The sequence below is a fragment of the Thermoclostridium caenicola genome, from assembly GCF_900142095.1.
Lineage (GTDB): Bacteria > Bacillota > Clostridia > DSM-8532 > DSM-8532 > Thermoclostridium_A > Thermoclostridium_A caenicola.
On record NZ_FQZP01000001.1, the window covers coordinates 123,870 to 150,869 of the forward strand.

General features: G+C 53.9%; 23 protein-coding genes. 10 read left to right on the forward strand and 13 right to left on the reverse strand.

What is annotated here, in order from left to right; genetic code table 11:
- Position 1: 1 nt before the first annotated feature.
- Together F3H12_RS00520 and F3H12_RS00525 are read left to right on the forward strand one after the other, a co-directional pair.
- Positions 2–211 carry a hypothetical protein gene (locus F3H12_RS00520; protein WP_149677378.1) on the forward strand — a complete coding sequence of 70 codons (210 nt, stop codon included), beginning with the start codon at positions 2–4 and terminating at the stop codon, positions 209–211.
- 3 nt (positions 212–214) lie between these two features.
- Positions 215–415, forward strand: a complete 201-nt coding sequence (locus F3H12_RS00525) for a helix-turn-helix transcriptional regulator (RefSeq protein ID WP_149677379.1) — start codon at positions 215–217, stop codon at positions 413–415.
- A 59-nt stretch (positions 416–474) separates the two neighbouring features.
- On the opposite strand, the gene F3H12_RS00530 is transcribed toward F3H12_RS00525, so the two are convergent.
- Positions 475–1,512 carry a 2-hydroxyacid dehydrogenase gene (locus F3H12_RS00530; RefSeq protein ID WP_340162567.1) on the reverse strand — a complete coding sequence of 346 codons (1,038 nt, stop codon included), beginning with the start codon at positions 1,510–1,512 and terminating at the stop codon, positions 475–477.
- Positions 1,513–1,879: 367 nt separating this feature from the next.
- Here F3H12_RS00530 and F3H12_RS00535 point away from each other — a divergent pair, with 367 nt between their 5' ends.
- Positions 1,880–3,079, forward strand: a complete 1,200-nt coding sequence (locus tag F3H12_RS00535; RefSeq protein WP_188118290.1) for an endo-1,4-beta-xylanase — start codon at positions 1,880–1,882, stop codon at positions 3,077–3,079.
- A 137-nt stretch (positions 3,080–3,216) separates the two neighbouring features.
- Here the strand turns inward: F3H12_RS00535 and addA are convergent, their stop codons facing one another.
- Positions 3,217–6,996, reverse strand: coding sequence for a helicase-exonuclease AddAB subunit AddA (addA, locus tag F3H12_RS00540; RefSeq protein WP_149677381.1), 3,780 nt, complete (start codon positions 6,994–6,996; stop codon positions 3,217–3,219).
- Between the two features lie 26 nt (positions 6,997–7,022).
- Positions 7,023–10,475, reverse strand: a complete 3,453-nt coding sequence (addB, locus tag F3H12_RS00545) for a helicase-exonuclease AddAB subunit AddB (RefSeq protein WP_149677382.1) — start codon at positions 10,473–10,475, stop codon at positions 7,023–7,025.
- Positions 10,476–11,104: 629 nt separating this feature from the next.
- Between addB and F3H12_RS00550 the strand changes: the two genes are divergently transcribed.
- Entirely contained in the window at positions 11,105–12,478 is a 1,374-nt protein-coding gene (locus tag F3H12_RS00550) for an alpha/beta fold hydrolase (protein WP_188118291.1), read from the forward strand.
- Between the two features lie 121 nt (positions 12,479–12,599).
- Positions 12,600–13,031 carry a CBS domain-containing protein gene (locus tag F3H12_RS00555; protein ID WP_149677384.1) on the forward strand — a complete coding sequence of 144 codons (432 nt, stop codon included), beginning with the start codon at positions 12,600–12,602 and terminating at the stop codon, positions 13,029–13,031.
- A 72-nt stretch (positions 13,032–13,103) separates the two neighbouring features.
- Here the strand turns inward: F3H12_RS00555 and F3H12_RS00560 are convergent, their stop codons facing one another.
- From F3H12_RS00560 to F3H12_RS00570, 3 genes are all read right to left on the reverse strand, one after another.
- Positions 13,104–14,405 (reverse strand): hemolysin family protein, encoded by a 1,302-nt coding sequence (locus F3H12_RS00560; RefSeq protein WP_149677385.1) that lies wholly within the window; start codon positions 14,403–14,405, stop codon positions 13,104–13,106.
- 81 nt (positions 14,406–14,486) lie between these two features.
- The gene (locus F3H12_RS00565; protein ID WP_149677386.1) at positions 14,487–15,689 is read right to left on the reverse strand and encodes a patatin-like phospholipase family protein; all 1,203 of its coding nucleotides are present in this window, start codon (positions 15,687–15,689) and stop codon (positions 14,487–14,489) included.
- Positions 15,690–15,910: 221 nt separating this feature from the next.
- Entirely contained in the window at positions 15,911–17,149 is a 1,239-nt protein-coding gene (locus tag F3H12_RS00570; protein ID WP_188118292.1) for a YibE/F family protein, read from the reverse strand.
- 232 nt (positions 17,150–17,381) lie between these two features.
- On the opposite strand from F3H12_RS00570, the gene F3H12_RS13185 reads away from it, so the two are divergent.
- Complete coding sequence (locus tag F3H12_RS13185) at positions 17,382–17,519, forward strand: hypothetical protein (protein ID WP_188118293.1); 138 nt, start codon at positions 17,382–17,384, stop codon at positions 17,517–17,519.
- A gap of 90 nt (positions 17,520–17,609) precedes the next feature.
- Here the strand turns inward: F3H12_RS13185 and F3H12_RS00575 are convergent, their stop codons facing one another.
- The 3 genes from F3H12_RS00575 to F3H12_RS00585 all read right to left on the reverse strand — a co-directional run bounded on the left by F3H12_RS00575 (position 17,610) and on the right by F3H12_RS00585 (position 20,120).
- Positions 17,610–18,626 (reverse strand): alpha/beta hydrolase, encoded by a 1,017-nt coding sequence (locus F3H12_RS00575; RefSeq protein ID WP_149677388.1) that lies wholly within the window; start codon positions 18,624–18,626, stop codon positions 17,610–17,612.
- Positions 18,627–18,656: 30 nt separating this feature from the next.
- Positions 18,657–19,541: a MerR family transcriptional regulator gene (locus F3H12_RS00580; RefSeq protein ID WP_149677389.1), complete on the reverse strand. Its 885-nt coding sequence runs from the start codon at positions 19,539–19,541 to the stop codon at positions 18,657–18,659.
- Positions 19,542–19,688: 147 nt separating this feature from the next.
- Complete coding sequence (locus F3H12_RS00585) at positions 19,689–20,120, reverse strand: RrF2 family transcriptional regulator (RefSeq protein ID WP_149677390.1); 432 nt, start codon at positions 20,118–20,120, stop codon at positions 19,689–19,691.
- Between the two features lie 222 nt (positions 20,121–20,342).
- Here F3H12_RS00585 and cysK (F3H12_RS00590) point away from each other — a divergent pair, with 222 nt between their 5' ends.
- The 4 genes from cysK (F3H12_RS00590) to nifH all read left to right on the forward strand — a co-directional run bounded on the left by cysK (F3H12_RS00590) (position 20,343) and on the right by nifH (position 23,388).
- Positions 20,343–21,284 carry a cysteine synthase A gene (gene cysK / locus F3H12_RS00590; RefSeq protein ID WP_149677391.1) on the forward strand — a complete coding sequence of 314 codons (942 nt, stop codon included), beginning with the start codon at positions 20,343–20,345 and terminating at the stop codon, positions 21,282–21,284.
- A 23-nt stretch (positions 21,285–21,307) separates the two neighbouring features.
- Positions 21,308–22,054 carry a hypothetical protein gene (locus F3H12_RS13330; protein WP_207706776.1) on the forward strand — a complete coding sequence of 249 codons (747 nt, stop codon included), beginning with the start codon at positions 21,308–21,310 and terminating at the stop codon, positions 22,052–22,054.
- Positions 22,055–22,140: 86 nt separating this feature from the next.
- Complete coding sequence (locus F3H12_RS00600) at positions 22,141–22,506, forward strand: NifB/NifX family molybdenum-iron cluster-binding protein (protein WP_149677392.1); 366 nt, start codon at positions 22,141–22,143, stop codon at positions 22,504–22,506.
- Positions 22,507–22,509: 3 nt separating this feature from the next.
- Entirely contained in the window at positions 22,510–23,388 is an 879-nt protein-coding gene (gene nifH, locus F3H12_RS00605) for a nitrogenase iron protein (RefSeq protein WP_149677393.1), read from the forward strand.
- A 97-nt stretch (positions 23,389–23,485) separates the two neighbouring features.
- Here the strand turns inward: nifH and F3H12_RS00610 are convergent, their stop codons facing one another.
- The 4 genes from F3H12_RS00610 to cysK (F3H12_RS00625) all read right to left on the reverse strand — a co-directional run bounded on the left by F3H12_RS00610 (position 23,486) and on the right by cysK (F3H12_RS00625) (position 27,000).
- Positions 23,486–24,154 carry an ABC transporter ATP-binding protein gene (locus tag F3H12_RS00610; RefSeq protein WP_149677394.1) on the reverse strand — a complete coding sequence of 223 codons (669 nt, stop codon included), beginning with the start codon at positions 24,152–24,154 and terminating at the stop codon, positions 23,486–23,488.
- Positions 24,155–24,156: 2 nt separating this feature from the next.
- Entirely contained in the window at positions 24,157–25,368 is a 1,212-nt protein-coding gene (locus F3H12_RS00615) for an ABC transporter permease (protein ID WP_149677395.1), read from the reverse strand.
- On the reverse strand, positions 25,365–25,892 hold the full coding sequence (locus tag F3H12_RS00620) for a DUF4418 family protein (protein ID WP_188118294.1): 528 nt from the start codon (positions 25,890–25,892) through the stop codon (positions 25,365–25,367). The genes F3H12_RS00615 and F3H12_RS00620 overlap by 4 nt, the downstream gene beginning before the upstream one ends.
- Positions 25,893–26,067: 175 nt before the next feature.
- Positions 26,068–27,000, reverse strand: a complete 933-nt coding sequence (cysK, locus tag F3H12_RS00625) for a cysteine synthase A (protein ID WP_149677397.1) — start codon at positions 26,998–27,000, stop codon at positions 26,068–26,070.

Below are 27,000 nucleotides of genomic sequence, written 5' to 3' on the forward strand. Positions count from 1 at the left end.
TATGCATCATCCGGAACAGGTGACTTGCATACTCCAGGCCGCCTTTTGGACCTTCGCGGCCTATTCCTTCCTTGCCGCGTTTCTGAACGACATCGAAGGCATACAATGGGCCGATATGACTACCGGAACATTCATTGGCTTTATCCTGGCATTGACTGTCTTTGCCATCCGGTGCATCATCACTGACAGAAAGCAAACCAAAACGGAGTAGATTATGGAGAACTTAAGGCTGAAAGCTGCCCGTGTCGCGAAGGATATGTCCCAGCAGGATCTGGCCGATGCGGTGGGCGTTTCGCACCAAACCATCAACGCCATTGAAAATGGCGACTACAACCCCACTATCAGGCTGTGCATCGCCATATGCCGCACACTGGGTAAAACCTTGGATGAGCTGTTCTGGGAGGAGAACGGATAAAACCCGGAGGGCGGCGCATTTTCTGCGCCGCCCTCCGGGTTAAGCCTGGATCAAATCTGTCAGAAGCACCTTCCCTTGCCCTGCTTCTCGCAGCTACCGTACTTGGCGCACTGATAACAGATCTCGTTGGTGAGATCCTCACCGTCAAAGAACTGGCGCAGGTTCTCCAGAGTCGTCTCAGCGATATTCTTCAATGCCTCATCGGTCAAAAAGGCCTGGTGGGACGTCACGACCACATTGGGCATGGAAATCAGCCTGGCCAGCACATCGTCCTGGATGATGGCATTGGAGTAGTCCTCAAAAAAGATGTCGGATTCCTCCTCATAGACATCCAGACCGGCACCGCCGATCTTGCCGTTCTTGATGGCCTCCAGCAGAGCTTCGCTGTCGATGAGAGCCCCCCTGGAGGTGTTGATGATGATGACACCGTCCTTCATCAGCGCGATGCTGTCCTGGTTGATGATATGGTAGGTCTCTTTCGTTAAGGGTGCGTGGAGGGAGATGATGTCGGATCGCCTGAAAAGCTCCTCCAGTTCCACATATTCAATGCCGCTGTCTTTGGCCGGGAACGGATCATAGGCGATGACCTTCATGCCGAATCCCTTGCAGATGTCTACAAACACCCGTCCGATTTTACCGGTACCCACCACACCCATGGTCTTTCCGAACAGGTCAAAGCCCGTCAGCCCGTTGATGCTGAAGTTGAAGTCACGGGTCCGGATATAGGCCCGGTGGATCTTGCGGTTCAGGGTCAGGAGCAGGGCCATGGCGTGCTCGGCCACCGCATGGGGCGAATAGGCGGGAACCCGCACCACATGGATCTTGCCATAAGCCGCCTTGAAATCCACGTTGTTGTACCCGGCGCAGCGCAGGGCAAGGATCCGGATATCCTGGTCGCTCAGGATGCTTATGGTTTTCTCATCGATGACGTCGTTGACAAAGGCCACCACGCCGTCCAGTCCGGCACACATGACAGCGGTGTCGCTGTTCAGCTTGCTTTCGAAATATTTGAACTCAAATCCGTATTTATCCTTGAGCCTGTCGAACCAAATCCGGTCATAGGGCTTTGTATCAAAAAACGCTATATTTTTCATCATGAATCACTCCTTTCTGTATCTCATCCCGAAATTTGAGGGAAATATCCATAGTTATTTGTATTATTTATATTTACCACCAATTATGCCCCGTCCATCGCTCCCGTCATTCATTCTGTCCATTCAAACAGGCAAATTCCTACTCGGGCCTTCGCAAAATCCGCCCGGCACCATGCAACACGGGGAATACAACATCCGGGTCATTGATGTACCAACATTGAAATACTGTTACACCTGCTTCAATTTATGGTATACTCAAGAAAGGAACCGGCAATATCAACTGGTTCTGTTGATTGTTAGCAATTCGGACTTATATCCGTCCAAAAGCAAAAATCATGTTTGAGGTGATTGCATGCTAAGGGGTTCAATCGTGAAAAGCAGGTCTTTCCTTTTGCTTCTGATCATCAGTCTTTTTGTGTTCATGCTTTCCGGCTGCGGCGCGGATAATCAAACCTCCGTGACCCCGACCCCGGAGCCATCCACTCCCCCCACTCCGACACCAACTCCCGAGCCGTCTCCGGAAACCAGCGATTCAGGGAGCAACAAGCCGAAAGGCCCGGTTTACGAGCCCATCGGTTCTTCATTGGCCGAAGCTTACGCTGATTATTTTCTGATAGGCACAATCTATACGCCCAATACCCTTGTCGACCCGGAAAGAAGCCTGGTAATCGAACAGTTCAACTGCATCACACCGGAAAACATCATGAAGCCTGAGAGTATGCAGCCCAGTGAGGGCTATTTCGCCTTCACCCTGCCCGACGCCATGTTGAAGTTTGCCGAGGAGAACAATATCAAGGTGATTGGACATACCCTCGTATGGCACCAGCAATCCGGAAGATTCCTGGGCCAGACCTCGGACCGTGAAAAGGCCATAGAACAGCTTCGCAACCATATTACCAACGTCGTCGGCAACTACAAGGGCAGGATTATGGCCTGGGATGTGGTCAACGAGGCTGTGAAAGACGGCGCGCCTCTCCCCGCGGACGGTGACTGGACCAAATGCCTGCGGGAAACACAATGGCTGAGATCCATCGGTCCCGACTACATAGAAATGGCATTCCGGTTTGCCCATGAGGCCGACCCCGACGCTAAGCTTTACTACAACGACTATAACATGAACGACGAAGTCAAGGCCAAAGTCGTCCACGCCATGGTCAAGGACCTCAGGGCAAAGGGTGTACCCATCCACGGCATCGGTATGCAGGGACATTATGACACCAATGTTTCCATCGAATCGGTTGAGAAAAGCATAAAAATGTTCTCTGAGCTTGGTGTTGAGGTAAGCATCACTGAACTGGATATCTCCGTTAACGATGCCTCCGTATCGAAATCCCTCACCGAGGAGCAGGAAGTCAGGCAGGCCATCGTATACGCAAAGCTGTTCAAGCTGTTCAAACAGTACAAGGACAACATCGTAAGGGTAACCTTCTGGGGAACCATCGATTCTAAGAGCTGGCGCAGAGACAAGTTCCCGTGCCTGTTCAGAAACGACTATACTCCAAAGGAAGCTTACTATGCGATTCTGGATCCCGAAAAGTACCTTGCCGAACATGGCGTAGCGGAAGAGTAGGGAGTCACATAAACCTCAGCCAAATATCCATATGGAACAGGGGCCAAACGGCCCCTGTTTTTATGCCTGAAACGCACTTTTTTAAACCTTCATGCCTGGGATAAACTTTTGTGTCCCAGGGCTCACGGTGGTTTTACTCATATTGCTATGACATCCCCGTTGTAAAAGAGATAGATATACCGCTCCTTCACCTTTTTACCGGTGAGGATTTCCAGGGCTTTTGCATAGTATTGTATCTGCATGGCATAGCGATCCCGGATGGTCCTCTCTTCCCCCGGGGATATCCGATCGGTTTTGTAGTCGATAAGAACCAGCCCGTCCGGTTCCTCAAAGAAACAGTCGATAACGCCCTGAAGCAGGATGGGTTCCCGCCCCATATCCCCCTGGATATGGGGGTACAGCTCGCAGCAGGGTATCTCAATATTGAAGGGCACCTCCCGGTTGATTTGTCCGCAGGCCAGGAGCCGCTTGCCCAAATCAGAGTCCAGGAAGCGCCTGATTTTGTCCGTATCCACGCTGTCAGCCTGGACCCGTGTCAAAAGATCCTTTGATACCATGTCTTCGATCTGCTGATCCAGGTTGGGGTTCTTAAAGTTCAGATGCTGCATGACAAAATGCATCACCGTACCCTTTTCGGCCGCATTCAGTCCCTTCCTTTCCTCCAGGAACAGGGGCTTTTTCACCATCCGGGTCAGGTATCCGGGCGGATCGCCCCTTTCGTCAGACAGCTGCGGATCAAACCGGCGCTTGAGCTCGGTAACCGAGAACTTGGCCTGGACCCGGGCCAATGCCGCATAAGGGTATTCCCAGTTGAGCCGCCTGTCAATCTCCTGATGATATCCGTTTTGATCGTCCGGGTTTTCACCGCCTTCGAGCCATTGGAAAAACTCGGTTTCCCCGGTTTCTTCCTCCGTCGGACCTTCAGGCACCTGATCCCGGTTCCAGAATGCAACCTGCCAGCGGGACGTATCATCCAGCACAAGCCCATTGAAACCATAATCCTGCGGCAGCCGATCCCGCAGCAGATTGCAGCCCTTGTGACGCATCAGGGCGGGAACGATCCAGTCCAGATATGTGCCGGCCCTGGCCATTTCATAGGCCGGCAGCTTCTGATCCCTTGTATTGGCCGGTTCCGACCAGCGCTCCAGGGCCCGCGCCGCATCCCTGACCGTTCCGGTGATAACGAGCTTTTCCCTGGCACGGGTGAGGGCCACGTAAAGGATGCGCATTTCCTCCGAAAGGGTTTCCAGCCGGATTTTCTCCCGGATGGCCAATTTTGCGGCCGATGGCCATGAAACCCTGAGTTTCGTGTCCACCACATCGGGGCCGAATCCCAGATCCTGATGGAGCAGGATACTCCTGTTCATGTCCTGCAGGTTGAACTTCTTGCCGCAGCCGGCCAGGAACACCACCGGGAACTCCAGGCCCTTGCTCTTGTGGATGCTCATGATCCGCACCACATTGTCGTTTTCGCTGAGGATCATGGCGCTTCCCATATCACCGCGGCTGCTTTTCAGCTTATCAATGAAGGAGATGAAGTTGAACAACCCCTTGTAGCTGGTCTTTTCAAACTGCCTGGCCCGATCATACAGGATCCTCAGGTTGGCCTGGCGCTGTTCGCCGGCCGGCATGGCGCCAACCATGCCATAGTAGCCCGTCTCCTGGTAAAGCTGCCAGATCAGCTGGTCGGTGGACATGTATAGGGCCATTTCGCGCCATCTTCCGAGCTTCTCCAAAAAATCGGCAGCCCGGGCAGCTGTTTCTCCGCTTTGGGTTTCGGCCAGCTTGCAGAGAGCATGATACAGCAGTCCCTTCCTGTCTGCCAGGCGGATTTCGGCCAGCTCGTCGGTGGTGAAGGAGAAGATGGGCGACCGGAGCACCGAGAGCAGGGGGATGTCCTGCAGCGGGTTGTCAATAACCTGGAGCAGGGACAGTACCACCTGCACCTCAATGGTCTTGAAAAACCCGGTTCCCGTGTCGGCAAAGACCGGGATGCCCATCAGGCCCAGTTCCTCGGTGAATACCTCGCTCCAGTTCCTGGTGGTCCGGAGCAGGATGACAATATCCCGGTACGTGAGCGGGCGGTATTCCCCCCTGGATTTGTCCCATACGGCATATATCCGGCCTTCTTCATCGGGTGTGAGCAGTTTCCTGATCCGGCGTGCGATGATCCTGGCCTCGCACTGGATGCTGTCCAGCATTTCCTCATCCTCGGTTTCCACGTCGCCGGCATCTTGGGTTTCGGCGTCCGCAGCCGTTTCCGGATTCCCTTCGCCGGTCTGGATCAGGTGGAGTTCCGCTTCCCCTCCCACCCGGACCGAATCATTGGGGGCAGCATGGAAAACAGCGCCGGGATGCAGGGCTTCCGCATCGGTATAATCCAGCTCTCCCACCTGCTGCGACATGATCTGTCCGAACAGGAAATTGACCGCATCAATCACTTCCCTGCGGCTGCGGAAGTTCCTGTAAAGCAGGATCTTCCGGTAGGGCTCTCCCTTTTCGGGTGAATAGGTATTGTACTTTTCCATGAAAAGATCCGGGCATGCCTGCCTGAATCGATAGATGCTCTGCTTCACATCACCCACCATGAAGATGTTGGGTCTTCCCTCGTCCGACCTGGATATCATCCGGATGATGAGTTCCTGGACCATGTTGCTGTCCTGGTACTCATCCACCATGATCTCCGCAAAACGCTCCCTGTAAGCCCTGGCCGTGGGGGATGGGCTAGGCTTGCCGTTCTCATCCTTTTCCATCAGCAGTTCCAGGCACAAATGCTCCAGATCGTTGAAATCGACCAGCGATTTTCGCGCTTTCTTTTCCTTATACTTAACGGCCAGTCCGGAAGCAAGTTCAGCCAGGCAGCGCATCCTTGGAAAAAGCCCCTTCAGATCCCTGACAATCTGTTCCGAACTGTCTGTAAACATTCTCTCCCGCAATTTCCTGATGCCGGCCTTCACATCATCTCTCAGCCGTTTGACCGTTTCCTGGGCATTTGCATCCGCATCCTTGCCCAGCCTGGGCATCCGGCTGAAAGCCATCTCCTGGATCAGCAGGAAGACCCGATCCCATACCGGTTCCCTCAAGGAACCGCCGGCATCGGTATCCAACGCCTCTGAAATCAGCCGGACCATGGCATCGATCCGGTCGTAGTCTTCCCTCAGGACGGGTATGTACTTGTCCAGTCCTTCCGCTTCACGGCATATGGCCATGGCCTTTCCGGCCATTTCCCTGAGACCTTCAAGCTCCAGCCGGGCTGTGCCCAGCAGCGTCCTGCCCCACGGTGTATGGCTGAAATCGGTTCCTTCCGGCAGGTCCAGGGCCTGAGCCATCTCCTTCAGCCTGGCTTCCGGCCATGGGCTGCTCTGGACGAAATTATACAGGTTGAACACCATGTCCATGAGGGCTTGATCATCATGATTTCCGCCATAGCTTTCCAGGAGCTCAAAAAAGTCCTGGTTATCCTCTTTCTCATACTGTTCCTCAAAGACCTCGCCGAGGGCTTCCAGCTTCATCAGCGTGCTTTCGGTCTCATCGGCAATCCGGAAACCGGGATCGATGTCCAGATTCTGAAAATTGCTGCGTATGACTTCCAGGCAGAAAGAATGGATGGTGGTGATGCAGGCCTTGTTCAAAAGCGTCAACTGGCGCTGGAGCTGGCGGTTGTCAGGCTCTTTTTCCAACGCCTGGGAGATAGCCTCTCCAATCCTTTCCCGCATCTCGGTGGCCGCCGCGTTGGTGAAGGTCACCACCAGCAGCCTGTCGATGTCTACAGGCGCTTCGGGGCTGGTGATCTTCCGGATGATCCTTTCCACCAGCACGGCCGTTTTGCCCGCTCCGGCCGCAGCCGCCACCAAAAGGTTCCCACTGTTCTCCGTTATGGCTTCCCATTGCTCATTGGTCCATCTGGCATTTCCCATGAACCCGTACTCCCTTCATCCAACCGTCATTCCTGTTCCATCAGGCTCCAGATTTCCTCGTCGCTCCTGTCCTGAAGAAGCCTGTACCGGTTGTCTTTCATGGCCGCGTCGAACTGGCATATCGGCCGGAACCCGCAATAGTCGCACGGAGTGTTCTTTTTCTTTTTGTATGGGCTGATGGCCACGTTCCCCTTCATGATTTCCTCGCAAATGGCGGTCATCAGCCTGTTAACATGCTTTCTGAGCAGCATGAACTGTTCCCTTGTGGCACCTGAGGTATGTTTTCCGATAACATCTCCCTTGTTCAGCGTGGCGGGGATGATAGCGGAAGGTCCGTCGATGGCATGGTCCATTTCCTTGATCAGCTTCACATCGGCCAGGATCAGCCCCTTCATCCTGAGCTGCCTGCGGATGGCCTTCTCGATTTCCTCTTCCGACATCCGTGACGTGCTTTTGATGATGGGATCGTCTATCTTAAAATACAGCACTCCGGCAGGCGTGCAGGCACCGCGGGGATCACCGTTGTCATCCCGGTTTTCATAGGCTTCCCACAGGGCATTCAGGTAGGTGATGAGCTGTATCTGAAGGCCATAATAGACATCCGAGAGCCGGAAATCCTTATACCCGGATTTGTAGTCTATGATCCTCAGGTATGTCCCCTCTGGGGTCTCCAGTGCATCCACCCGGTCAACCCTGCCCCGCAGGTGGATGTGTTCGCCCGACGGCAGTTCGATGACAATGGGCGGGTATTTCTCCCCTTCTCCGAAACCCACTTCATAGTCCACAGGTTCGAAACTTCCCATGCGGATATGCTCGGCAATGATCCATACCGCCCGTCCCACAACGCGCTTGAGCCTTGCGGCAAGCGCGGTATACCTTCTGGACGCCGCAATGCCCGAACCGCGCATCATGCCCAGCATGTCGTCCACGATATCCGAGACCATGGCCAGGCATTGGTCTTTGCCTATCTCCCTCCAGGACAGGCGCTGCCTGGCAAGAAGCCTTGAGAAACGCTCGATGACCGCATGCATGAAGGTGCCCACATCCGGCGGGCTCAGGCGGTAGACCTTTCGCTCCCTGGCACCCAGGCCATACTGGACATAGAAGGAGAAAGGGCATGATGTATACTTCTCCAGCCTGGAGACGCTGGACAGGGCCGGATCGCCGTACAGGGCACGAACATTTTCCTGACGCACCCGCTGGGCCACATTCCTGTAGCTCAAGGATACAAGGGCTGACTCGCATTTTGGCTTCCAGTCCTCCCTTGAAGCATACCAGCCGTAGACGATTCTCCAGACGGGATGAACGCTCCGGCCGTCCAGGCGTTTGCGCAGGGCCGTTACCATGTGCCTGAAAGTGGGGTTCTTTCCGGCTATCAATGCCATTTCCTCTTCCGGCGTGCCGGCCGGCAGGATGTCGCTGTCCTGTGTGATCGCCGGAAAAAGCTTTTTGAGCCGGGATATCAGGGTGGAAGGCCTTAAGGTTCTCCCTTCCTGGTCGGCAATGGCCCAACTGATCCGCAGGTACCGGCCGGCAGTGGTGAGGGCCCGATAGACCAGGAGCTGTTCGTCAAAGGCCTGTGTCCTGGTATCATTGGCAAGCTCCAGACCGATATGGCTGAGGGCAGCCCGATCCTGATCCGAAAGGATGCCCTCGGTCAGGGCAGCAGACGGGAAAACGCCGTCATTGACCCCCAGCAGGAACATGGCCTTGATTTCATGGCTTCTGAACCGGCCTGCACTTCCCACGATCACCTGGTCCAGGGATGCGGGGACCAGTCCGATCTGGTATTCGCCCAGCCCGATTCGCAGAATCCTGCTGAACCGCTCGAGGCCGAAGGTATCGTCGCCCATGACCTCCACGGTCTGGTCAAACACCTCCATGAGAATGTTCCAGACCTGCGAGTACTGATTGGCCCGGTTTAAATCGCCGTTCTTTCTGAAAGTCTCAATGTATGACTCAATTCTTTCAGGAACATGCAGTTCACAGAGGAAATCATACAGGGCGGCGCAGAAATCCGACGCCTTACGCCGGCCGAGGGTCTTCTCCCTGAAGGCCACCAGGGGAGCAACCACCTGCCGGCGTATCCGGTTGATGGTCTCCAGGTATTCCTTATCGGCCTCCGGCGCCCGCTCGTCGGGAATCATGCCCGGTATCATCTGCCAGTCTTCTTCGTCGGTCCAGCGACTTCCCCGGATGCCGCAGGCCAGCACATAATTTTCCAGGTTGTCGATGCTTTCCTGCGGGATGCCGGTCAACCCCGTCTTCAAATAGCGGAAGACCGCTTCATAAGACCAGTTCTCGATAAAAATGTCCATCATGGACAGGACAAGCCGTACCAGGGGCTGGTTGGCAATGTCCACCTTGCGGTCCAGGAAGCAGGGAATCCCATATTCCCTGAACACCACTTCGATGATTTCCGCGTACGCCTCAAGATTGCCGATGACAACGGCGATATCCCTGAATCGCAGATGCCTGTCGCGACAGAGGGAAAGGATCTCCCTGGCGGCCGCTTCCACCTCTGAAAAAAGATTGGATGAGGAGAAGAGAAGGATATCCCTGGTCTGTTGTCCGTAAACCCGGTAGGGCCAGGCATTCAGATATTTTTCCAGGTGGGTAAGCTCGGCGCTTTCCTTAAATCGCGGCAGCACCTCCTGGTTGAGGCAAACGGCCTTTTCCACGGGAATCCGATTTGCCTCGGCTATCCTGCGAATCTTGTGGCAGGCGTATTTCACGCAATGGAACACATCCAGTTCCTGCATGCTGCCATCCAGATCGATGCTGTCGGTACAAAAAGTGATATTGACCCGCTTTGCCTGTTTCAGCAGGCATTCGATGAGCCTGTATTCCTGGGGCGTAAAGCTGGCAAACCCGTCGATCCAGACTTCGGCCCCGCTGTAGAGCGGCGAGTTCTCCAGCTTGCGTGCAGCAAGGGTCAGATCATCGTCTGCATCCCTGTATTGCTGTACCAATGCCTTTTCAAAGGCCTCATAGATGAGATGGAGTTCGGAAAGCTTTGCGGTGAGGGGATGATCCTCGCCCAGTTCCTCACCGGCTTTTTTCAGGTGTTCAGGCGTCACATTGTACCGCTTGAACTCGGTGATCAGGGTGGAAATCGTATTGGCAAACCCTTCCCGCTCATAAGCCCTGGCAAAGATCCTGAAATTGTCCCGCATTTTGTCCAGGATGCGGTAGATCAGCATGCATTTGCCTGCAGGATGGATATGGGGATAGGTAATGCCGCCCAACCGGTTGAAGACCCTGAATGCCATGCGGCGAAAGCTCAGGACTTCGGTCTTCAGGATACCTCCGGTATCCAGCATGGCAACCAGGTCCCGCTCCGCCTGAAAGCTGAACTGCTCCGGCACCAGGTAGACCAGTTGGTGGTCGGCACCTTCCTGTATCCTATTTTTGATTTCTTCCAGGCAGAAGCGGGTTTTGCCGCTTCCCGCCCGGCCATAGATCAGTCTCAGGCTCATTGCAAATCCCCTGTCCAAATCAACTTCAGATACGATGTCCGCCTCTTCTCTTTCTTCATTATTTCATACCGCCAAATTGAAGGCAAGACGAGTTGCCCAGGACAGGTTTCGGGGCGTATAGCGCCGGAAAACCGCATGATTGCTTTTTGCATAGCGGGTCGTGAATGCTTTATAATAAATCTGGAACCTTGCGCTGCGATCGCGTTAGATGCTCAGAAAGGGAGCCCGTAAAGGTTAAGGCCGCATTGCGATAAGGCGCCAAAACAGCCTGTGAGAATGGGATAAGGGCGGCTGCTGTTTGAGCGCAGCGAGTTCAGCCGGCCCCCATTCGAACAGTTGCTGTTTTGCAGCCGTGCAGCACAGCGGCCGGGCTTTACGGGCTTACGGGTGGAGATTGCCGCGCTCCACTCCGTTTCGCTCGCAATGACATGCAAGTATGGCTCCGCTGGCCTTGGCCCTTGTGTCATTGCAAGGAGGCGCAGCCGACGAAGCAATCTCAGTCGCTTATATAGCCGCTGACGGGTTTTCAGAGATTGCCGCGCTGCAATGACGCTTAGCTCGCAATGACATCTGCGCAGTTTTGGGCGTCCGTAAAGGCAAAAGTCGTATTACAACTGGAGGGGCAACACATGAGAAAGCACTTGGTTTGGATCCTGGCGGTCCTCATTCTTCTGACAGGCTGCGGCGGTGGGCAGGCACCTGGCGCAACTGTCACGCCCGCACCGTCAACTGCATCACCCTGGCCGGAGGGAACAAGCATGGAAGAGATGGCTGTGAATCTGGTTTCCGACATGGCAGCCGGAAACTTTGAAAAGGTTTATTCGTCGTACCCGTTCTCACCGGAGATGAAGGCAGTGATCACCGACAGTCAGTTTATCAGGGACCAGCTTTGGAATCCGCTCATCAGCGCCTATGGCGCATTTTCCGAAATTACCGGCACAAAAGCCTCCCAGCGCCAGGATTATGATATCATCTCGGTCATAACTGCTTTTGAGAAGGGCAGCCTCTATATCAACGTGGTTTTTGACGCGGACATGCGGGTGGCCGGTCTCAATTTCGCCCCTGATCCGGACGCTGTCGCCACTAAAGCACCTGAGAGCATTTCAGAAACCGATATCACCTTTGGCAAAAGCGGCTGGGAACTCTCCGGAACGCTCACCAAACCTGCCGGCGATGGTCCCTTCCCCGTTGTCATCCTGGTCCATGGCTCCGGTCCCAATGACCGGGATGAAACCCTGGGCCCCAACAAGCCTTTCAGGGACATCGCCCTGGGTCTTGCCCATCGGGGAGTTGCCACGCTTCGTTATGACAAGCGGACATATGCCCACCAGCAGAAAATGTCGGGCCTGACCGATATCACCGTATATGAGGAAACTGTGGAAGACGCGATCCTGGCGGCTGAGTTCCTGAAACAGGATGGCAGCATTGATAAAAGCCGAATCTACATCCTCGGCCACAGCCTTGGTGGCATGCTCATCCCGCGAATTGCGCCCTTTACGCCTGATGCGGCCGGATACATCATCATGGCCGGTCCGGTTACTCCCCTTGAGGATCTGATCGTGAAGCAGACCGCCTATATCAGCGAACTGGACGGAACCGTCACGGAACAGGAAGAACAGGCGCTGGAAACCTATAAAGCCATGCGCGATCGGGTGAAGGCCCTCACTCCCGGATCGGACTTACCACCCGAACAGCTTTTCGGTATTCCGGCCTCCTACTGGCTGGATCTGAAAGATTACCGGCCTGCGGAAGCAGCAAAGGCCATCGGCAAACCTTTGCTCATTCTGCAGGGTGATAGGGATTACCAGGTCACCATGGAGGATTTTGAGCAGTGGAAAGATGCCCTTGAGGACAAGGACAATGTCACGTTCAAATCCTATGAAGGCCTCAACCACCTGATGATCTACGGAACAGACACACCCGGCCCGCAGGATTACAACACGCCGGGCAAGGTGGACGATCGGGTGCTAGAGGACATCGCTTCCTGGATTCTGGGTTCATAAGTTTATTCCAATAATTTCCTTTTGCCGGAGACAACAACGCCATCCATTAATTTTCTGTACTGATTGATTTCGCAGGTGGAAGAATAAAGACGGAATCACAGTAAGGAAGGGATGTGCGAACATGAAAGTCAAGGATATCATGACCAGGAACGTGGCCTACATCAACCCGGCTTCCACCGTGGTGGAGGCGGCACAGCTCATGCAGAAGCACAATGTCGGCTCCATTCCTGTTTGCGATGAAAACGGCGTTGTCGGCATCGTCACCGACAGGGATATCGTCGTCAGGAACATCGCCCATGGAAAAGACCCGCACCAGACACCGGTCAGGGACGTCATGACCAGCGATGTGACCACGGTCAGCCCGGATGACGAGATCAGGGATGTGTTCGGTCTCATGTCGCAAAAGAAGATAAGAAGGCTTCCCGTGGTGGAAAACAACCATCTGGTTGGCATTGTCGCCCTGGGCGATGTGGCTACCGAGGCCCCCCAGGATGTGGAAATTTCCGAAACCCTGGCGGATATCTCTTCGCCCTCCAGACCCGAAAAGATGTAGGTGCAATTGCAAAGATGACGGGGATTTGGCAGGCAGATACTATCTGGCCAAATCCCTTTTTCATAACCTTTTTCAGCTCGTCCTGCAGATCTTGAGCTTCTCGATCCGCTTTTCCTCCACCCGGATGACCTTGAAGAGGATGCCGTTGAATTCAATCTCGGGCTTTTCATCATCCCGCGGAATCCTTCCCAATTGCCCGATAACAAATCCGCTCAGGGTCACATATTCATCCACCGGAAGCTCCACTTTCAACAGGTCCCTGACCACATCCAGGCTGGTTTGGCCGCTGATGACATAGGTGGTGTCATCCACTTTCACGATCTCCGGTTCTTCTTCGTCATATTCGTCAAAGATATTGCCGAAAATCTCTTCCATCAGGTCCTCGATGGTGACAATCCCGGCGGTGCCCCCGTACTCGTCAATGATGATGGCCATGTGGTTCTTGCTTTTCTGAAGCTCCCGGAACAGGACATCGGTTTTCTTGGACTGGGGTACAAAAAAAGGCGGGCGGATGATCCGCTTCAGGTCAAAGTCCGCCTTGTCCTCGCTGTCGTCCAGATACCTTATCAGGTCCTTGACGTGGAGAATTCCCACAATATTGTCGATGGTCTCTTCAAAGACCGGAAACCGGGTGTACTTTTCCTCCCTGATGAGGGTCAGGATCTCGCCGAGCCCGGCGCTGACCGGCAGGGCCACGATGTCGGTCCGGTGGGTCATGATCTCATCGGCGGTCTTGTTGTTGAACTCGAAGATGTTGTTGATCATTTCCTTTTCGGCGCCGCAAATGGTCCCTTTTTCCTCCCCCACGTCCACCATCATGCGGATTTCCTCTTCTGTAACCTCCTCGTCATCCTGGTCGGGATCAACCCCGAAAAGCCTCACAAAGAAGTTGGTGGACAGGGTAAGGAATTTCACAAAGGGGCCCGTAACAGCAGACAGGATGGTCAGCGGCCTTGCGGCAAGCATGGATATGGACTCGGCCTTCTGCATGGCCACCCGCTTGGGAACCAGTTCGCCAAAAACCAGCGTAAAATAGGACAGAACGAGGGTGATCAGGATGAGGGAAAGGGTTTTCAAAACCCCGGCATCAATGGCAATCCCGGTACCTTGAATGAGGCTTGCCAGTACGTCCGAGAATCTTTCCGCAGCAAAGGCGCTGGCCAGAAAGCCTGCCAGGGTAATGCCAATCTGGATGGTAGCCAAAAAACGGCTGGGTTCGGCCAGCAGCTTCCGCAGCAAACCGGCCCTTTTGCTGCCGCCTTCGGCCATGAGCCTGATCTTGGTATCATTAAGGGATATGAGGGCGATCTCCGAAGCGGCAAAGAAAGCGTTGACAAAAATCAGAATCAACAGGAACAAAATATCGGTAAGCAAGCTGCACTCCCCTCAACCAATCCGGAATGGAATTTGATTATGTACGGCCCGCTTCATTATTGTCCCTGATTTTGCAGGAATCTAATCAAGCATGAGATTTTCAGCAATCATCCGGGCTGCCTCCAGGAGCCTGTGCTTTCCCGTGAGGCTTTCTGTGATCCTGTTCCTGATGGCAGCCGTAATTCCGGCCGCTTCGGATGTTTCGGGCATATTTCTTTCCCTGATGGCGGTGAGAAAATCCTTCATTTCGTATATCTGGTACCTGGGAAGCGCCTGTTCCTCGGCCAGCCGCTCCAGCAGGTTTATGACAATGTCCTGGAAATCGGCATCATCCTTTAAGCCCAGCTTCCCGCCTATTTCAGGCAGGATCTTCACCAGCAGCATGCGCCTGGTGCCGGTCTGACCAAGGCCAAACAGGCTGGCCAGATGGCCTATCTGCTCTTCCGGCACCCGGTACAGCGCGCGAAGCATAAGCTCTTCCTCCACCGGCTTGATGCAATACTTTCTGCCCTTGAGCCCCCTGATGACTCTCAGGCCGTCGTAATACCCCATTTTCAGGTTGCGCCGGATGAGGTCGCGGCTGAAATCGAATATCCTGCCCAGTGGCTCGGAAGGCAGTATCTGCGTGACCTTCACATCGGAATACCTGATATGCCTGAACATGCCGATGCCCAGCGTCCGGACGGCGTAGATCTCCCTGTACCCTTTACGGGCGAGCAGGTTGATGGGGCAATTATCATACAGGCCGCCGTCGATGTAATACTTGTTTTCAATCTCCTTGAGGCGGAACCCGGGAAAGTTGGCGCTGGCCATCAGGTAATCGATCATCTGTCCCTTGGGAATGTCTTCCTTATAGAGCTCCAGGGGTTTCAATCCGGACAGGGATATGGTGACCAGACCAAAATCCATGGGCGATTGGCGGATTTTATCCTCGTCGATGATCCCCTGCAAAAACTGCTTCAGTCTGCTGGTGTCAATCCCTTTGTTCCTGATGATTCCACCGATCCGGGCAGCAAACTGGAGAGCGGTTTCCCTGTCAAAATCCCGGCGGATGAGCTTTCTGTATTCCTCATCATCAATATCAAACAGTTGGGAAGGTGTCAGGTTCTCCCATATCCTGAAGCCTTCCTCAAAAGCTCCCTGGACCAGAACCGCTCCGTTCAGGGCGCCAATGGAGGTTCCCGTAACGCCTCCAATATCATAGCCTTCCTCAAGAAAGGCTTTTATCACACCCATATGAAAAGCGCCCCTGGCGCCCCCGCCTTCCAGCGCAAGGCCGATCAAACCTACCACTCCCCAACAAGCAGAATACCGGGTTATGAGCTTCCTGGCAAAGCCGGATCATGATGCAGGGCTGTCCCGGAGCCGATTAAGGCCTGCCCGATTGAAAATCACAATGCCCGTTACAGCCTATTATTGCCGCTGCCGGTTTTCGCATGCATGTCAAACTTCAAAGGCAGGCCTGACCGCGACACGGCTCCGGCAGCATAAGCCGGTCAGCCCGTTCAGTACCTGTAGCTGCCGCTGTAAATCCTGGAATCCCTTTTTTCGTATTTTTCAATCATCACGGATGCCAGAGCCGTTATGGGGATAGCAAAAATGATACCGATGCTTCCGGCAAGGGATCGCAGGATTTCGGATGCGATCATATCCCAGTTGATGATATGCGTAAACGGTGTCTGGTAAGCCATCAGAAGCAGCATCATGTGCAGGGAGCCCCCGGCATAGGCCAGGATCAGGGTATTGGACATGGTGGCCATGGCATCCCTGCCCACGTTCATGCCGGCCCGGAACAGGGCTGAAGTTTTGATGTTCGGACTGTTTTCCTTTATCTCATGCATGGCCGACGCGATGGACATGCCCACGTCCATGGTGGCGCCCATGGTGCCTATGAGGATCCCGGCAAACAAAAGCCCCCGGAAATCGAAGGTGACGTTCTGCGGTATGTACATCAGCATCTGGGATTCATCGTCCCCAAACCCGGTGAGCTTGGCCATGGAACCTATGAGCAGGGCGATGACCCCTGCGACGATGACCCCGCCCGCAGTGCCGATGATGGCCGACAGGGTCTTTTTGTTATAGCCGCTGATGATCAGCAGGGTCACCGATATGACGCCAATGCAGATGAGGACCGAAACCCTTACGGGGTCCCAGCCCTTCAGGATGGCTGGAATCAATATCTTCACGATGGCAAGAGCGGTCAGAACCAATGATACGATGGCCTTCAGGCCTTTCAGCCTTCCAACGGCCAAAAGGGCCAGCAAAAAGCCTATGACCAGGTAAAGGATGTACTTGTCCCGCACGATCTCTGTCACATAGGCAAAATCGATATTTCCTTCATCATTCTCCTGCAGGTAAAGGAACACCTCGTCCCCTTCGGACAGGCGCGTGTATTCGTATTTGTCCGAAAATCCATAATTCAGCATGTATTCTGCCTGAACGGTTTCACCGGCATGGGAGCCGTTTAAGACGAGAACCTCCAAAAGCTGCAGGCTGGTACTGAAATTTCCGCCGGAAAACTCGGTCTCTTCCTGAGTTTGATCCAATACCCTGACGACCCTTCCCCTGGGATATTCAGGCTCTTCCGCTCCCTCCGACGGAGAACCCGCACCAGCCTGGCTTTCGGCCGTTGTCTCCTGGTAGACGCTGTCCGACAATTCCTCACACCTGGCGGAAGTTGCAAAGAGCATCATGAACAAGGTCGCCAGAATCATGGCAAAAACAGTTTTTTTCCCCAGTCCCATATCCTGTAGCCCCCCTAAGCAGTTCATCGGTACCCGTTCGTCAAAAAAACGGGCATGGCCTGAGAATTTAAGGATAACTTATCATATGGCACATGGACCGTCAACACCAGGGGCCATCAGGTCTTCCTGCCCTGGCCATTCAGGGGATAAACCGTAAAAACGCATCAGGCATGCATATTTTGATGATAGCGATGCACAATAGCGATAAAAGCACTGCAAAGGAGGGCTGCGGATGGGCAGTAAGGAAAAGAGGAAGGATAAGCGCATCACAGGGGATACAAAGGGTGATCCGGCTTTCTACAATGATCAGATTGGTGAAAATCTTGAACCCATGAAAGCTAATATGGATCAGAAAAAAGGCCGCAAATAAGCGGCTTTTTTATATGGCATCCTGCCACAGCGTATACCGGGTATGCCTGCGTCTGACACCGGTCTGTCCCATTCCTGTCGTCTTTCCTGATCAATCCTCTGCCACGTAGAATCTGAGATAATCCTTTGCGCATTTTCTGGCATTGTCCAGGGAGTGTCCGCCGTTATAGATGATAAACTCCGACTGGACTCCCCGCTCAAGAAGCGCTTCATGCAGGGACTGCAAGGGGTTTAAAAAGGGATCGTTCTCATTTCCTGCCTCAAGATAGACCTTCAGATTGGCAAGCCCCTTCTCCTCGGCAAACCGGGCAACGTCCGAAACAGCTTCAGGATCCATGTTCGGATACAACCATTTCTCCAGTTGTTTTCCTGAAAAATCATCGGAAGGGACGGCGGCCGTATATCCGCCTACCCTGCTGAAAAGCTCGGGATGATGAAACGCGATGCGAAGGGCAATGGCGCCGCCCATGGAAAATCCCCCGATATACCTTCCTTCCGCCGACGTCACGGTATCAAAACGGGAATCCATATAGGGTACCAGCTCCTTCCACAGGAACTGATCCCACTTCCGTTCATCAAGCTTGCCGTCATCCCTTAAGTCTTCCTCGATCTCTTTCAGGGTGGCATCCCTGGTGAAAGGAAACACCATGATAATGGGCTGGATCTCATCTGCCTCAATCATTTCGTCGGCCACCTTGTCCATGGCCACATCGCGGATCCACATGGATTCACTCTGGCCATGCCCATGGAGCCCATACCATACAGGATATCTCTTTCCCCCGCCGTATCCTTTCGGAAGATACACCTTGCAGGGGATCTCCCTGCCCAGGATCTTGCTTTCCACGGAAAGACTGACAACCTGGGATTCGGTCAGGGGAACTGTAAGACCGGCATCCAGCAAAATTTTATATTTACTTTTGCAGCCGCAGAGTACCAGGCCGGATAATATGGCAAGCGCCATGACCGGGAGGATGGAGCGATATGCTCTTGTTAGATTGATGCGGAAAGGCTTCATATTCTTCCGGTTATAAAAGCAAGCCGGCAATCCGGACGCCGGCAGATGCCCATAACCGCAATTCACCACCAGATCCAGCCATTCTGTATCCATTATACCAGAAGGATCGGTATGCCAGGGACATCAAAATGTGCCGGATGGTTCTCCGGAGCCGGGCGGATATTCGGCAAGAAGCTTTTCATTGGCCACCTCCAGTTTTTTGCTGTACTCGGCATAGGACGGGCTCAGCGCTTTCATGGCCGGAATGAACACATCGTAGTATCCGCTTGCCTGGTTGAACGCCTTTATATAGGCCATCAGCCGGTATGCGGGAGAATTCCTGTATGCATCCGATTGCCTGAAGGCCATGTACTTCTCCAGCATTTCCCTGTTATTGCTCAAGAATTCGTCAGGATTCTCGATGTTTTTTTTGGTTTGCTCAAGGGATTCCATAATCTGTTCCGTAGTTATTTCGTCGGTTGCCTCCATCAAAAAGGCCTTCAGATCCTCCGGCAGGTTCAGGGGCGGCATATCGTCAAGGAAAGCGATGATCCTGTCATAGGCGGCTTGCTGGCTCTCAGTCCTGATGAGTTCATTGAGGAACCTGGCAAAATGCAGGCAGACGAACCTGCCATAGTACCCCGGAAAGGCTTCCAGCAGCTTCTCTGCGATGGTCTTGCCGTTCTCTATCGCCTGGAGTTCATCGCTGATTTCAGCGTAGCTTGCGCCGCTGCCCAGCTTTTCAAGGATGGCTTTTTTCGCCTGCTCCCTCTGGATGTCCAGTTGCCTGCGTACGGCCAAGGTATGCAGCGCATTCCCCGAACCGTCGGACAAGACGCTTTTAATCTCATCAGTGCCGAGACCAAGCTTTCTGAGGACCGCTATTTTTTTCAGCCGTTCAACATCATTTCGGTCAAAGGATCTGTATCCATTCTCCAAAATGGACGGTGCTATCAAGCCCTTTTCGATATAGTAATCAATGGCCTTTTTGGTCAGGCCTGTGACCTTGCAGACTTCATGGATCAACATGTTTGCCACCTCCTCTTTGAGCATAAGCCAGCCCCTGGGGTGCCAGTCAACTGTCATGCATAACGGTTTGAAAAAGCCGTTTTCCTGCCCGCCAGTCTCATCGGGCAAAGGAAAACGGCTTTTCTTTATATGGCTATCCGGCACGCATCACTCCGATGCCGCCATCTTCTCGTGAGCCCTATTGACCAGATCGGCGAGGGTAATGCTGTCCAGCACGTTGTTGATGGCATCGCTGAGCTGCTTCCACACGTCCAGCGTCACGCATTTGCTACTGCGGGGACACTGATTCGGCTCATCCTCCATGCAGGCCACGGGCACAAGATTTCCTTCAATCTGCCTTAAAATCATGCCCACGGTATACTCCTCCGGCGGGCGCGACAGCTTGTACCCGCCCTGGGCGCCGCGGATGCTTCTGACAAAACCGGCCTTGTTCAAAACGGTGATGATCTGTTCCAGATACTTATAGGATATCTCCTGCCGTTCCGCAACGCTTTTTATGGTGACATACTGATCCTGGCCGTTCAGGGCAAGATCCAGCATCAGTCGCAGCGCGTATCGGCCTCTTGTGGATATCTTCATGCAATCTCCCCCTGCATTACTACTATATCAGATGCAATCCAGGGTTTCAACAAAAGCCGCAGCCCTCGTTGCAAGCTGGAATTGGGCAGATTGAAAAAATATTCCTATAAATTTTATATGAATTGTATGATTATTGGTTGACATTTGGAAATTTGAAGCATATAATGATAATAAATTTAATTCCTACTAAACATATATAATTTATATGATTGGAGGGTCACAATGGCTGGAATCGCACGCAAGCTCACAGAGCTTATCGGAAACACCCCGCTGCTGGAACTGACGGACTACAACAAGGCGCATGGCGTCAGGGCAAGGCTTATCGGTAAACTGGAATATTTCAATCCCTTGGGAAGCGTGAAGGACAGAATCGCCCTGGCGATGATCGAAGATGCTGAAAGACAAGGAATCATCAACAAAGACACGGTCATCATCGAACCTACCAGCGGCAACACGGGCATCGGTCTTGCCTTTGTGGCCGCTTCAAAAGGCTATCGCCTGATTCTTACCATGCCGGAAACCATGAGCATGGAACGCAGAAACCTGTTAAAGGCGCTTAATGCGGAACTTGTCCTCACGCCGGGCAAGGATGGCATGAAAGGCGCAGTCCGGAAAGCGGAGGAACTCGCAAGCCAAATCGAGAATGCCTTTATCCCCCAGCAGTTCAACAATCCGGCCAACCCAAAAATCCATAGTGAAACCACTGCCGAAGAGATCTGGCGCGACACGAACGGCGAGATTGCCGCTTTCGTGGCCGGCGTCGGCACCGGTGGCACCATAACCGGTGTGGGCGAAGTGCTGAAGGAGAGAAATCCCAACATCAAAATCATCGCCGTGGAACCCTATGATTCGGCCGTTTTGTCCGGTTCCGCGCCAAGTCCCCACAAGATCCAGGGTATCGGCGCCGGGTTTATCCCATCCGTTCTGAACCTGGACGTGATCGATGAAATCTTTAAGGTACGAACGGAAGACGCATACAGGACGGCGCAGGACCTGGCAAGGATTGAGGGGCTGCTTGTCGGCATCTCCTCCGGTGCAGCCGCTTTTGCGGCGACGCAAATCGCCAAACGCCCGGAATTCGTAGGAAAGATCGTTGTCGTTCTTCTTCCCGATACCGGCGAGCGCTACCTTTCCACCCCGCTGTTTGACAGCCTTGAACGATAATTCGCCCGAAAGGAGGCGCTGAAATGGCATGCTTTGAAGCAAAGGTCGATACGCGGTTTGAGAAGATTTCCAACCTGCACCCCTGCTTCAGCGGTGGCGCCAACATGAGCAGAGGACGGGTCCATCTTCCGGTGAGCCCGGCCTGCAATATCCAGTGCAGATTCTGCAAGCGAATCTTCAATAAATCCGAACAGCGCCCCGGTGTGGCCGGCCGGCTGCTGACACCGGAACAGGCCGCGCAGCTGGTGGATAAGGCCCTTACCCTGTGCCCCGAGATCACGGTGGTGGGCATTGCGGGCCCCGGCGACACGCTCGCCACAACTCATGCGCTGGAAACCTTCAGACTGGTCCACCGGCGCCATCCGGAGCTGGAAAACAATTTTACGGTGATCTTCGACTCAGCCATTGACGAGCCCTATAAGGATCAATACTGCTGCTCTGCCTACGTGCGTGAGAACATCGCACGGGAGTATCCTGAAATCGCGGCCAAGTATACACGTGCCATGCAGAAGGCAAGCGCATGGGTCCAGGAAAACAAGGATGAGACAGCACGGATCCAGGTGGAGAACAAATGGGTTGCCGGCGATGCCAAGATCAATGCCGAGGTTCTGAAAACCTTCAATTACATCCCGTCATACTCCCAGGCATACGACATGTTCGGCCTGCTTGCGGAACAGCTTCAGAAGGTTGGCATGCTGGAAGCGGATGTGGACACCAAGGCCCTTCCGCAAAACAGTTTCGTTAAGCTTGACAATATTCCTTACCAATAAGTCCCCCCCACAATACTTTATAGGCCTCTGCCCGATGCAGCCGCCTGATCAGCGGTTGCATCGGGCGCTGCCAAAAGGAGCCGGATATGGACAGATACTGGCGTGTTGCCATAGCAAGCCTGGATGGAAAGGTCATCAACGAGCATTTCGGACGTGCCAAGGCATTTTTTATTGTTGATATTGCCCGGGATGGAACCTGGCATTTGGTTGAAAAGCGTGAGGTTGCCCCCCTCTGCTCAGGCGGCCAGCATACCCGGGAAGCCATGGAGGCCCATGTCGGCGCGCTGCACGACTGCGTCGCCGTTTTGGTCTCACAAATAGGCCCGGCAGCAAGAAGGGCGCTCGAGATCAACCGAATTGCTGTTTTCGAGCAGCCCGATTACATAGACAACGCCTTGTCAAAGCTGGCGAAATATTTCATCAAAACAAATTTCACAGTACCGGAGGAATGAATCATGGCCAAGAAAGTGACGCAAATAGCGATTTACGGAAAGGGCGGCATCGGAAAGTCCACCACCACATCCAATCTCACGGCCGCCCTGTCGAAGCTCGGATTTAAAGTGATGCAGTTCGGATGCGATCCCAAGAGCGACTCCACCAATACGCTCCGCAACGGGACCTACATCCCCACTGTCCTTGACACGCTGCGTGAGAAAAGCACGGTAAACGCCCATGACGTCATCTACGAGGGGTTCAATGGGGTATATTGTGTGGAAGCCGGCGGACCCGCTCCGGGTGTCGGCTGTGCCGGCCGGGGCATCATCACCGCCGTGGAGCTTTTCAAGCAGCAGCGCATTTTTGAGGAACTGAACCTGGACTTTGTCATCTACGACGTATTGGGTGACGTGGTTTGCGGCGGATTCGCCGTACCTATCCGCGAAGGCATTGCCGAGCATGTCTTCACCGTTTCCTCGGCGGACTTCATGTCCATCTACGCGGCAAATAACCTCTTCCGCGGGATCCAGAAGTATTCCAACGCAGGCGGTGCGCTCCTGGGCGGAGTTATCGCCAATTCCATCAACGCACCCTATGCCAGGGAGATCATTGACGATTTCGTAGCCAGGACAAAAACCCAGGTGGTGGAATACATCCCCCGCTCCGTGACCGTCACCCAGTGCGAGCTCCAGGGAAAGACCACCATCGAGGCAGCACCTGATTCCGAGCAGGCCAAAATCTATTTCAGGCTCGCTGAAAAAATAGCCGAGCACAAGGATTCCAGGACGCCGGAACCCCTCGGCATCCAGGAATTGCGCGACTGGGCGTCCAAGTGGGGTGATTACCTGCTGGCCCTGGAGACAGGAAACATCCGTCCGGAACTCCAGGCCAACCTCTGATACCCGGAAAGCATCTTAAGAGAATTCAAACGAATAAGCGAAAAAAGAGAGGCAAGCCCGATGCTGCCTCTCTTTTGATTTGTCAAACGCCCGGGCGTTAAGCCTGCCCGGTCAGGACACCCGCATCCATCCTGAAGACCCGGGCTTCCTCATGGATGGCTTCCAGGTCATGGGTCACCATCAGGACGGCGGTTCCGCTCAGGGAAATCTCTTTGAACAGCTTCATCACCTCGGCGGTGGTCTGCACATCCAGATCGCTGGTGGGCTCGTCGGCCAAAAGAATAGCGGGATCGTTGATGAGCGCGCGTGCAATGGCTACCCGCCGCATTTCCCCGCCGGAAAGCTGCCTGGGGTACATGTAGGCCAAATGGGGTATGCCTACCTGCTCGAGCAGGGACAAGGCTTTCTTTGCGGCATCTCCCTCACGCCTGAAGAAATAGAACGGCAGCCGGACGTTGTCCAGCACCGTCAGGTTGGCAAGCAGGCTCTGACCCTGGGGGACATAGCCGATGATCGCGTTCCTGTAACGGGAAGCTTCCGCATCGTTGAAGGATGAAATATCCTTTCCCCCGATCTCGATGCTGCCGGAGGTGGGTTTCAGAAGCCCGGCGATCAGGTTCAGCAGCGTGGTCTTTCCGCTGCCCGATCGCCCTATGATGCTCACAAAATCCCCCGGATAAACCGAGAGGCCGGCGTTTTTCACGGCAAAAAAGGATGTGTTGCCGCGTTTAAACTCCTTTGTCAGTTGGTTCACTCTCAGCACCATGGCTACTCGCCCTCCCGCATGGTAAGATAGGTTTCCGTCCGGCTGATTCTGGCCGCTGCATAGATGGAAGCCAGGGGCCCTACGGCTGATGACAGCAAGAGGCTCAGGGCCAGGATCCCCAAAACGACGCCGGTATTCGGCTGAAGATATGGGAGTTGCAGCCTCTCGCCAATATAGGCGCTGAAGGGCAACACCAATACCCCTGCCGCCGCTGTACCGGCAACACCGCCCATGGCGCTCAAAATCAGCGACTCGGTCAATACCAGGCTGACCAGCCTTTTCCGCGTTGCGCCCAGAATGCGCAGAACAGCGAACTCCTTTTTCCTTTCGTTAATGGTGACCGAGAACACCGCTGTGAGCACCAGGACGGCGATAGCCCACAGCAGTATGGCAAGCATTTGGATATAGTCGACGAGGGAACCCAGGTTATCGGCTATTCCGGTTATCATGCTTTTGGACACGATCACATCCACTTGCGGAATCCGGTTTCTTATCAGGCTGGCCACGGTTTCCGGGTCATGGCCTTTTTTGACCTTGACCAGGACCGAAGATACCGAACCTCCCGGTTCATCCGCCGCCAGGAAGTTGATGCCCACCTCGCGTGCCGAGGCAAACAGGGATTTCATGGTGTCCATGTTCATGAAAACCGAGGAATCCAGGCCGGTAGCGGTCTTCTCAAGCTGCGCCGCCACGGGATAGGAACAGTTGAACAGCCTCAGGGTATGATCGCTTTCCAGAACGATATCGCTGCCCGCGATAAGAACCCCGTTTTCGACTACGCTTCCGTAAGTCCTGGCAATCCATGGCTGTATGACAAAATCGGTTTCCGGTTCAAAGCCGATGAGCTGGACCTGCGCGGAACAGCAGGACTCTGAAAGGGATGTGAGAAAGAACTGGGCGGTCACCTGGGCGACGCCTTCAATCTGCGCCACCTGCTGCGCGATGGACGGGCTGAAATAGAAATGGCACGGATCTCCTTTCAGGAGAACCTCTTCCATATCCGCTTTATAGCCTTCGGGAACCACCATCAGATCGGCGCCCAGCCTTTGGATCATACTGTTCATGCCGTTTTCTAGGCTGGCCGTCAGAACCGATCCCCCAAACAGGGTGAAAGCCAGGATGGTGACGACAAGGATGAGGCAGGCCGTTCGAAACGGCCTTAGTTTTAAGCTATAAAATGACAAGCGTCGATTGGTCAATGGCGTCTGCTTCATGTCCCGACCTGCTCCTTGCGGTTGGAGTGGTACAGATAGAACGCATTGGCCGCTGCGGCAACAGTAACCACTGAGGCCAGAATGACCAGGGCCGGCAGGGTGAGCGATCGGCAGGTCATTTTCACATTACCGCAAACACCGATCAGCACTGTGGGGATCAAAAGTGCGAGAATGCCGTTCAGACCCAGCGCTATGCTCAGACCAAGCTTTATTTGCGCCGATCTGAAGATGAGCATTAGGAGGCCAAGCAAAGCGATGACCAATCCTGTACCGAGTTCCGCACGGGCGGTCCAGTGGCATTTCATCACCTTGTTTGATGTCGCGGTGTTGGCTGTCATGCCGCTGGTATCTTTGGAAGCATGGACACTATCATCGCTTTTATGCCCATCCATCTTCATTGCACTATCTGCCGCGGTTTCTTTCGTATGTACACCGCAGACCGGGAAAACCGTTATGGGACCAAAGGCGATGAGCGCTCCCAGGATGATGAGCAAAATACCGGTTAGGAGTCTGTTTTTGACCATCATCATTCCTCCTGACAGAAGACTTCACAGAACAGAGAATCAGAAAAAAGGACATGTACAGCAAAGGCAGACAACCTGTTGATGTCTGCCTTTGCGAGTGACCCTGAATGGATATGTTATCAGACAGTGTTTGGGGGGATTTAAGAAATGGGATGCTGCGCCAGCCGCAACACGCTTATTCCGAGAACAGGGGGGTGGAAAGATAACGTTCGCCGGTGTCGGGCAGCACAACGACAATATTCTTTCCTGCGTTTTCGGGACGCTTGGCAACCTGGGTCGCGGCCCAGAGCGCAGCACCGGAGGATATACCAACCAACAGACCTTCTGTTTTTGCAAGGTCGCGGCCGGTCGCAAATGCATCTTCATTTTCGACCGTAATGATCTCGTCATAGATCTTGGTATTCAAAACCTGAGGCACAAAGCCTGCGCCGATGCCCTGGATCTTGTGGGTACCGGGTGTTCCCTTGGAAAGCACGGGGGAACCGGCCGGCTCAACGGCAACGATATGTAAATTCGGATTCTTCGACTTCAGGAATTCGCCTGCTCCGGTGATGGTACCGCCTGTACCGATACCTGCCACAAAGATGTCAATCTTGCCATCTGTATCCTCCCAGATCTCGGGACCGGTGGTTGCCTTGTGGATAGCGGGGTTAGCCGGGTTGGTAAACTGGCCCGGAATGAAGGCATTGGGTATCTCTTTTGCCAGTTCCTCGGCCTTGGCAATAGCGCCCTTCATACCCTTTGAACCTTCGGTGAGGACGAGCTCCGCACCATAGGCCTTCAAAAGGTTCCTGCGCTCAATGCTCATGGTTTCAGGCATGGTAAGGATAATGCGATAACCGCGGGCTGCGGCAACGGAAGCAAGGCCTATACCGGTGTTGCCGCTGGTGGGCTCAATGATGACCGAATCGGGCTTCAAAATACCCCTTGCCTCGGCGTCCTCGATCATGGCCTTGGCGATCCTGTCCTTAACGCTGCCCGCCGGATTGTAGTATTCCAGCTTGGCAATAACGGTAGCCTTAAGATCGTATTTCTTCTCATATCTGGTCAATTCCAGAAGCGGTGTCTTTCCAATCAGGTCAACAAGGTTCTTATAAATTCTCGGCAT

What these genes read in the sequence shown, in the direction of transcription:
- F3H12_RS00520 (WP_149677378.1), top strand. Translation starts at nt 2, where the DNA reads ATGCATCATCCGGAACAGGTGACTTGCATACTCCAGGCCGCCTTTTGG.
- F3H12_RS00525 (WP_149677379.1), top strand. Translation starts at nt 215, where the DNA reads ATGGAGAACTTAAGGCTGAAAGCTGCCCGTGTCGCGAAGGATATGTCC.
- F3H12_RS00530 (WP_340162567.1), bottom strand. Translation starts at nt 1,512, where the DNA reads ATGATGAAAAATATAGCGTTTTTTGATACAAAGCCCTATGACCGGATT.
- addA (WP_149677381.1), bottom strand. Translation starts at nt 6,996, where the DNA reads ATGGGAAATGCCAGATGGACCAATGAGCAATGGGAAGCCATAACGGAG.
- addB (WP_149677382.1), bottom strand. Translation starts at nt 10,475, where the DNA reads ATGAGCCTGAGACTGATCTATGGCCGGGCGGGAAGCGGCAAAACCCGC.
- F3H12_RS00550 (WP_188118291.1), top strand. Translation starts at nt 11,105, where the DNA reads ATGAGAAAGCACTTGGTTTGGATCCTGGCGGTCCTCATTCTTCTGACA.
- F3H12_RS00555 (WP_149677384.1), top strand. Translation starts at nt 12,600, where the DNA reads ATGAAAGTCAAGGATATCATGACCAGGAACGTGGCCTACATCAACCCG.
- F3H12_RS00570 (WP_188118292.1), bottom strand. Translation starts at nt 17,149, where the DNA reads ATGGGACTGGGGAAAAAAACTGTTTTTGCCATGATTCTGGCGACCTTG.
- F3H12_RS13185 (WP_188118293.1), top strand. Translation starts at nt 17,382, where the DNA reads ATGGGCAGTAAGGAAAAGAGGAAGGATAAGCGCATCACAGGGGATACA.
- F3H12_RS00575 (WP_149677388.1), bottom strand. Translation starts at nt 18,626, where the DNA reads ATGGATACAGAATGGCTGGATCTGGTGGTGAATTGCGGTTATGGGCAT.
- F3H12_RS00580 (WP_149677389.1), bottom strand. Translation starts at nt 19,541, where the DNA reads ATGTTGATCCATGAAGTCTGCAAGGTCACAGGCCTGACCAAAAAGGCC.
- F3H12_RS00585 (WP_149677390.1), bottom strand. Translation starts at nt 20,120, where the DNA reads ATGAAGATATCCACAAGAGGCCGATACGCGCTGCGACTGATGCTGGAT.
- cysK (WP_149677391.1), top strand. Translation starts at nt 20,343, where the DNA reads ATGGCTGGAATCGCACGCAAGCTCACAGAGCTTATCGGAAACACCCCG.
- F3H12_RS13330 (WP_207706776.1), top strand. Translation starts at nt 21,308, where the DNA reads ATGGCATGCTTTGAAGCAAAGGTCGATACGCGGTTTGAGAAGATTTCC.
- F3H12_RS00600 (WP_149677392.1), top strand. Translation starts at nt 22,141, where the DNA reads ATGGACAGATACTGGCGTGTTGCCATAGCAAGCCTGGATGGAAAGGTC.
- nifH (WP_149677393.1), top strand. Translation starts at nt 22,510, where the DNA reads ATGGCCAAGAAAGTGACGCAAATAGCGATTTACGGAAAGGGCGGCATC.
- F3H12_RS00610 (WP_149677394.1), bottom strand. Translation starts at nt 24,154, where the DNA reads ATGGTGCTGAGAGTGAACCAACTGACAAAGGAGTTTAAACGCGGCAAC.
- F3H12_RS00615 (WP_149677395.1), bottom strand. Translation starts at nt 25,368, where the DNA reads ATGAAGCAGACGCCATTGACCAATCGACGCTTGTCATTTTATAGCTTA.
- F3H12_RS00620 (WP_188118294.1), bottom strand. Translation starts at nt 25,892, where the DNA reads ATGGTCAAAAACAGACTCCTAACCGGTATTTTGCTCATCATCCTGGGA.
- cysK (WP_149677397.1), bottom strand. Translation starts at nt 27,000, where the DNA reads ATGCCGAGAATTTATAAGAACCTTGTTGACCTGATTGGAAAGACACCG.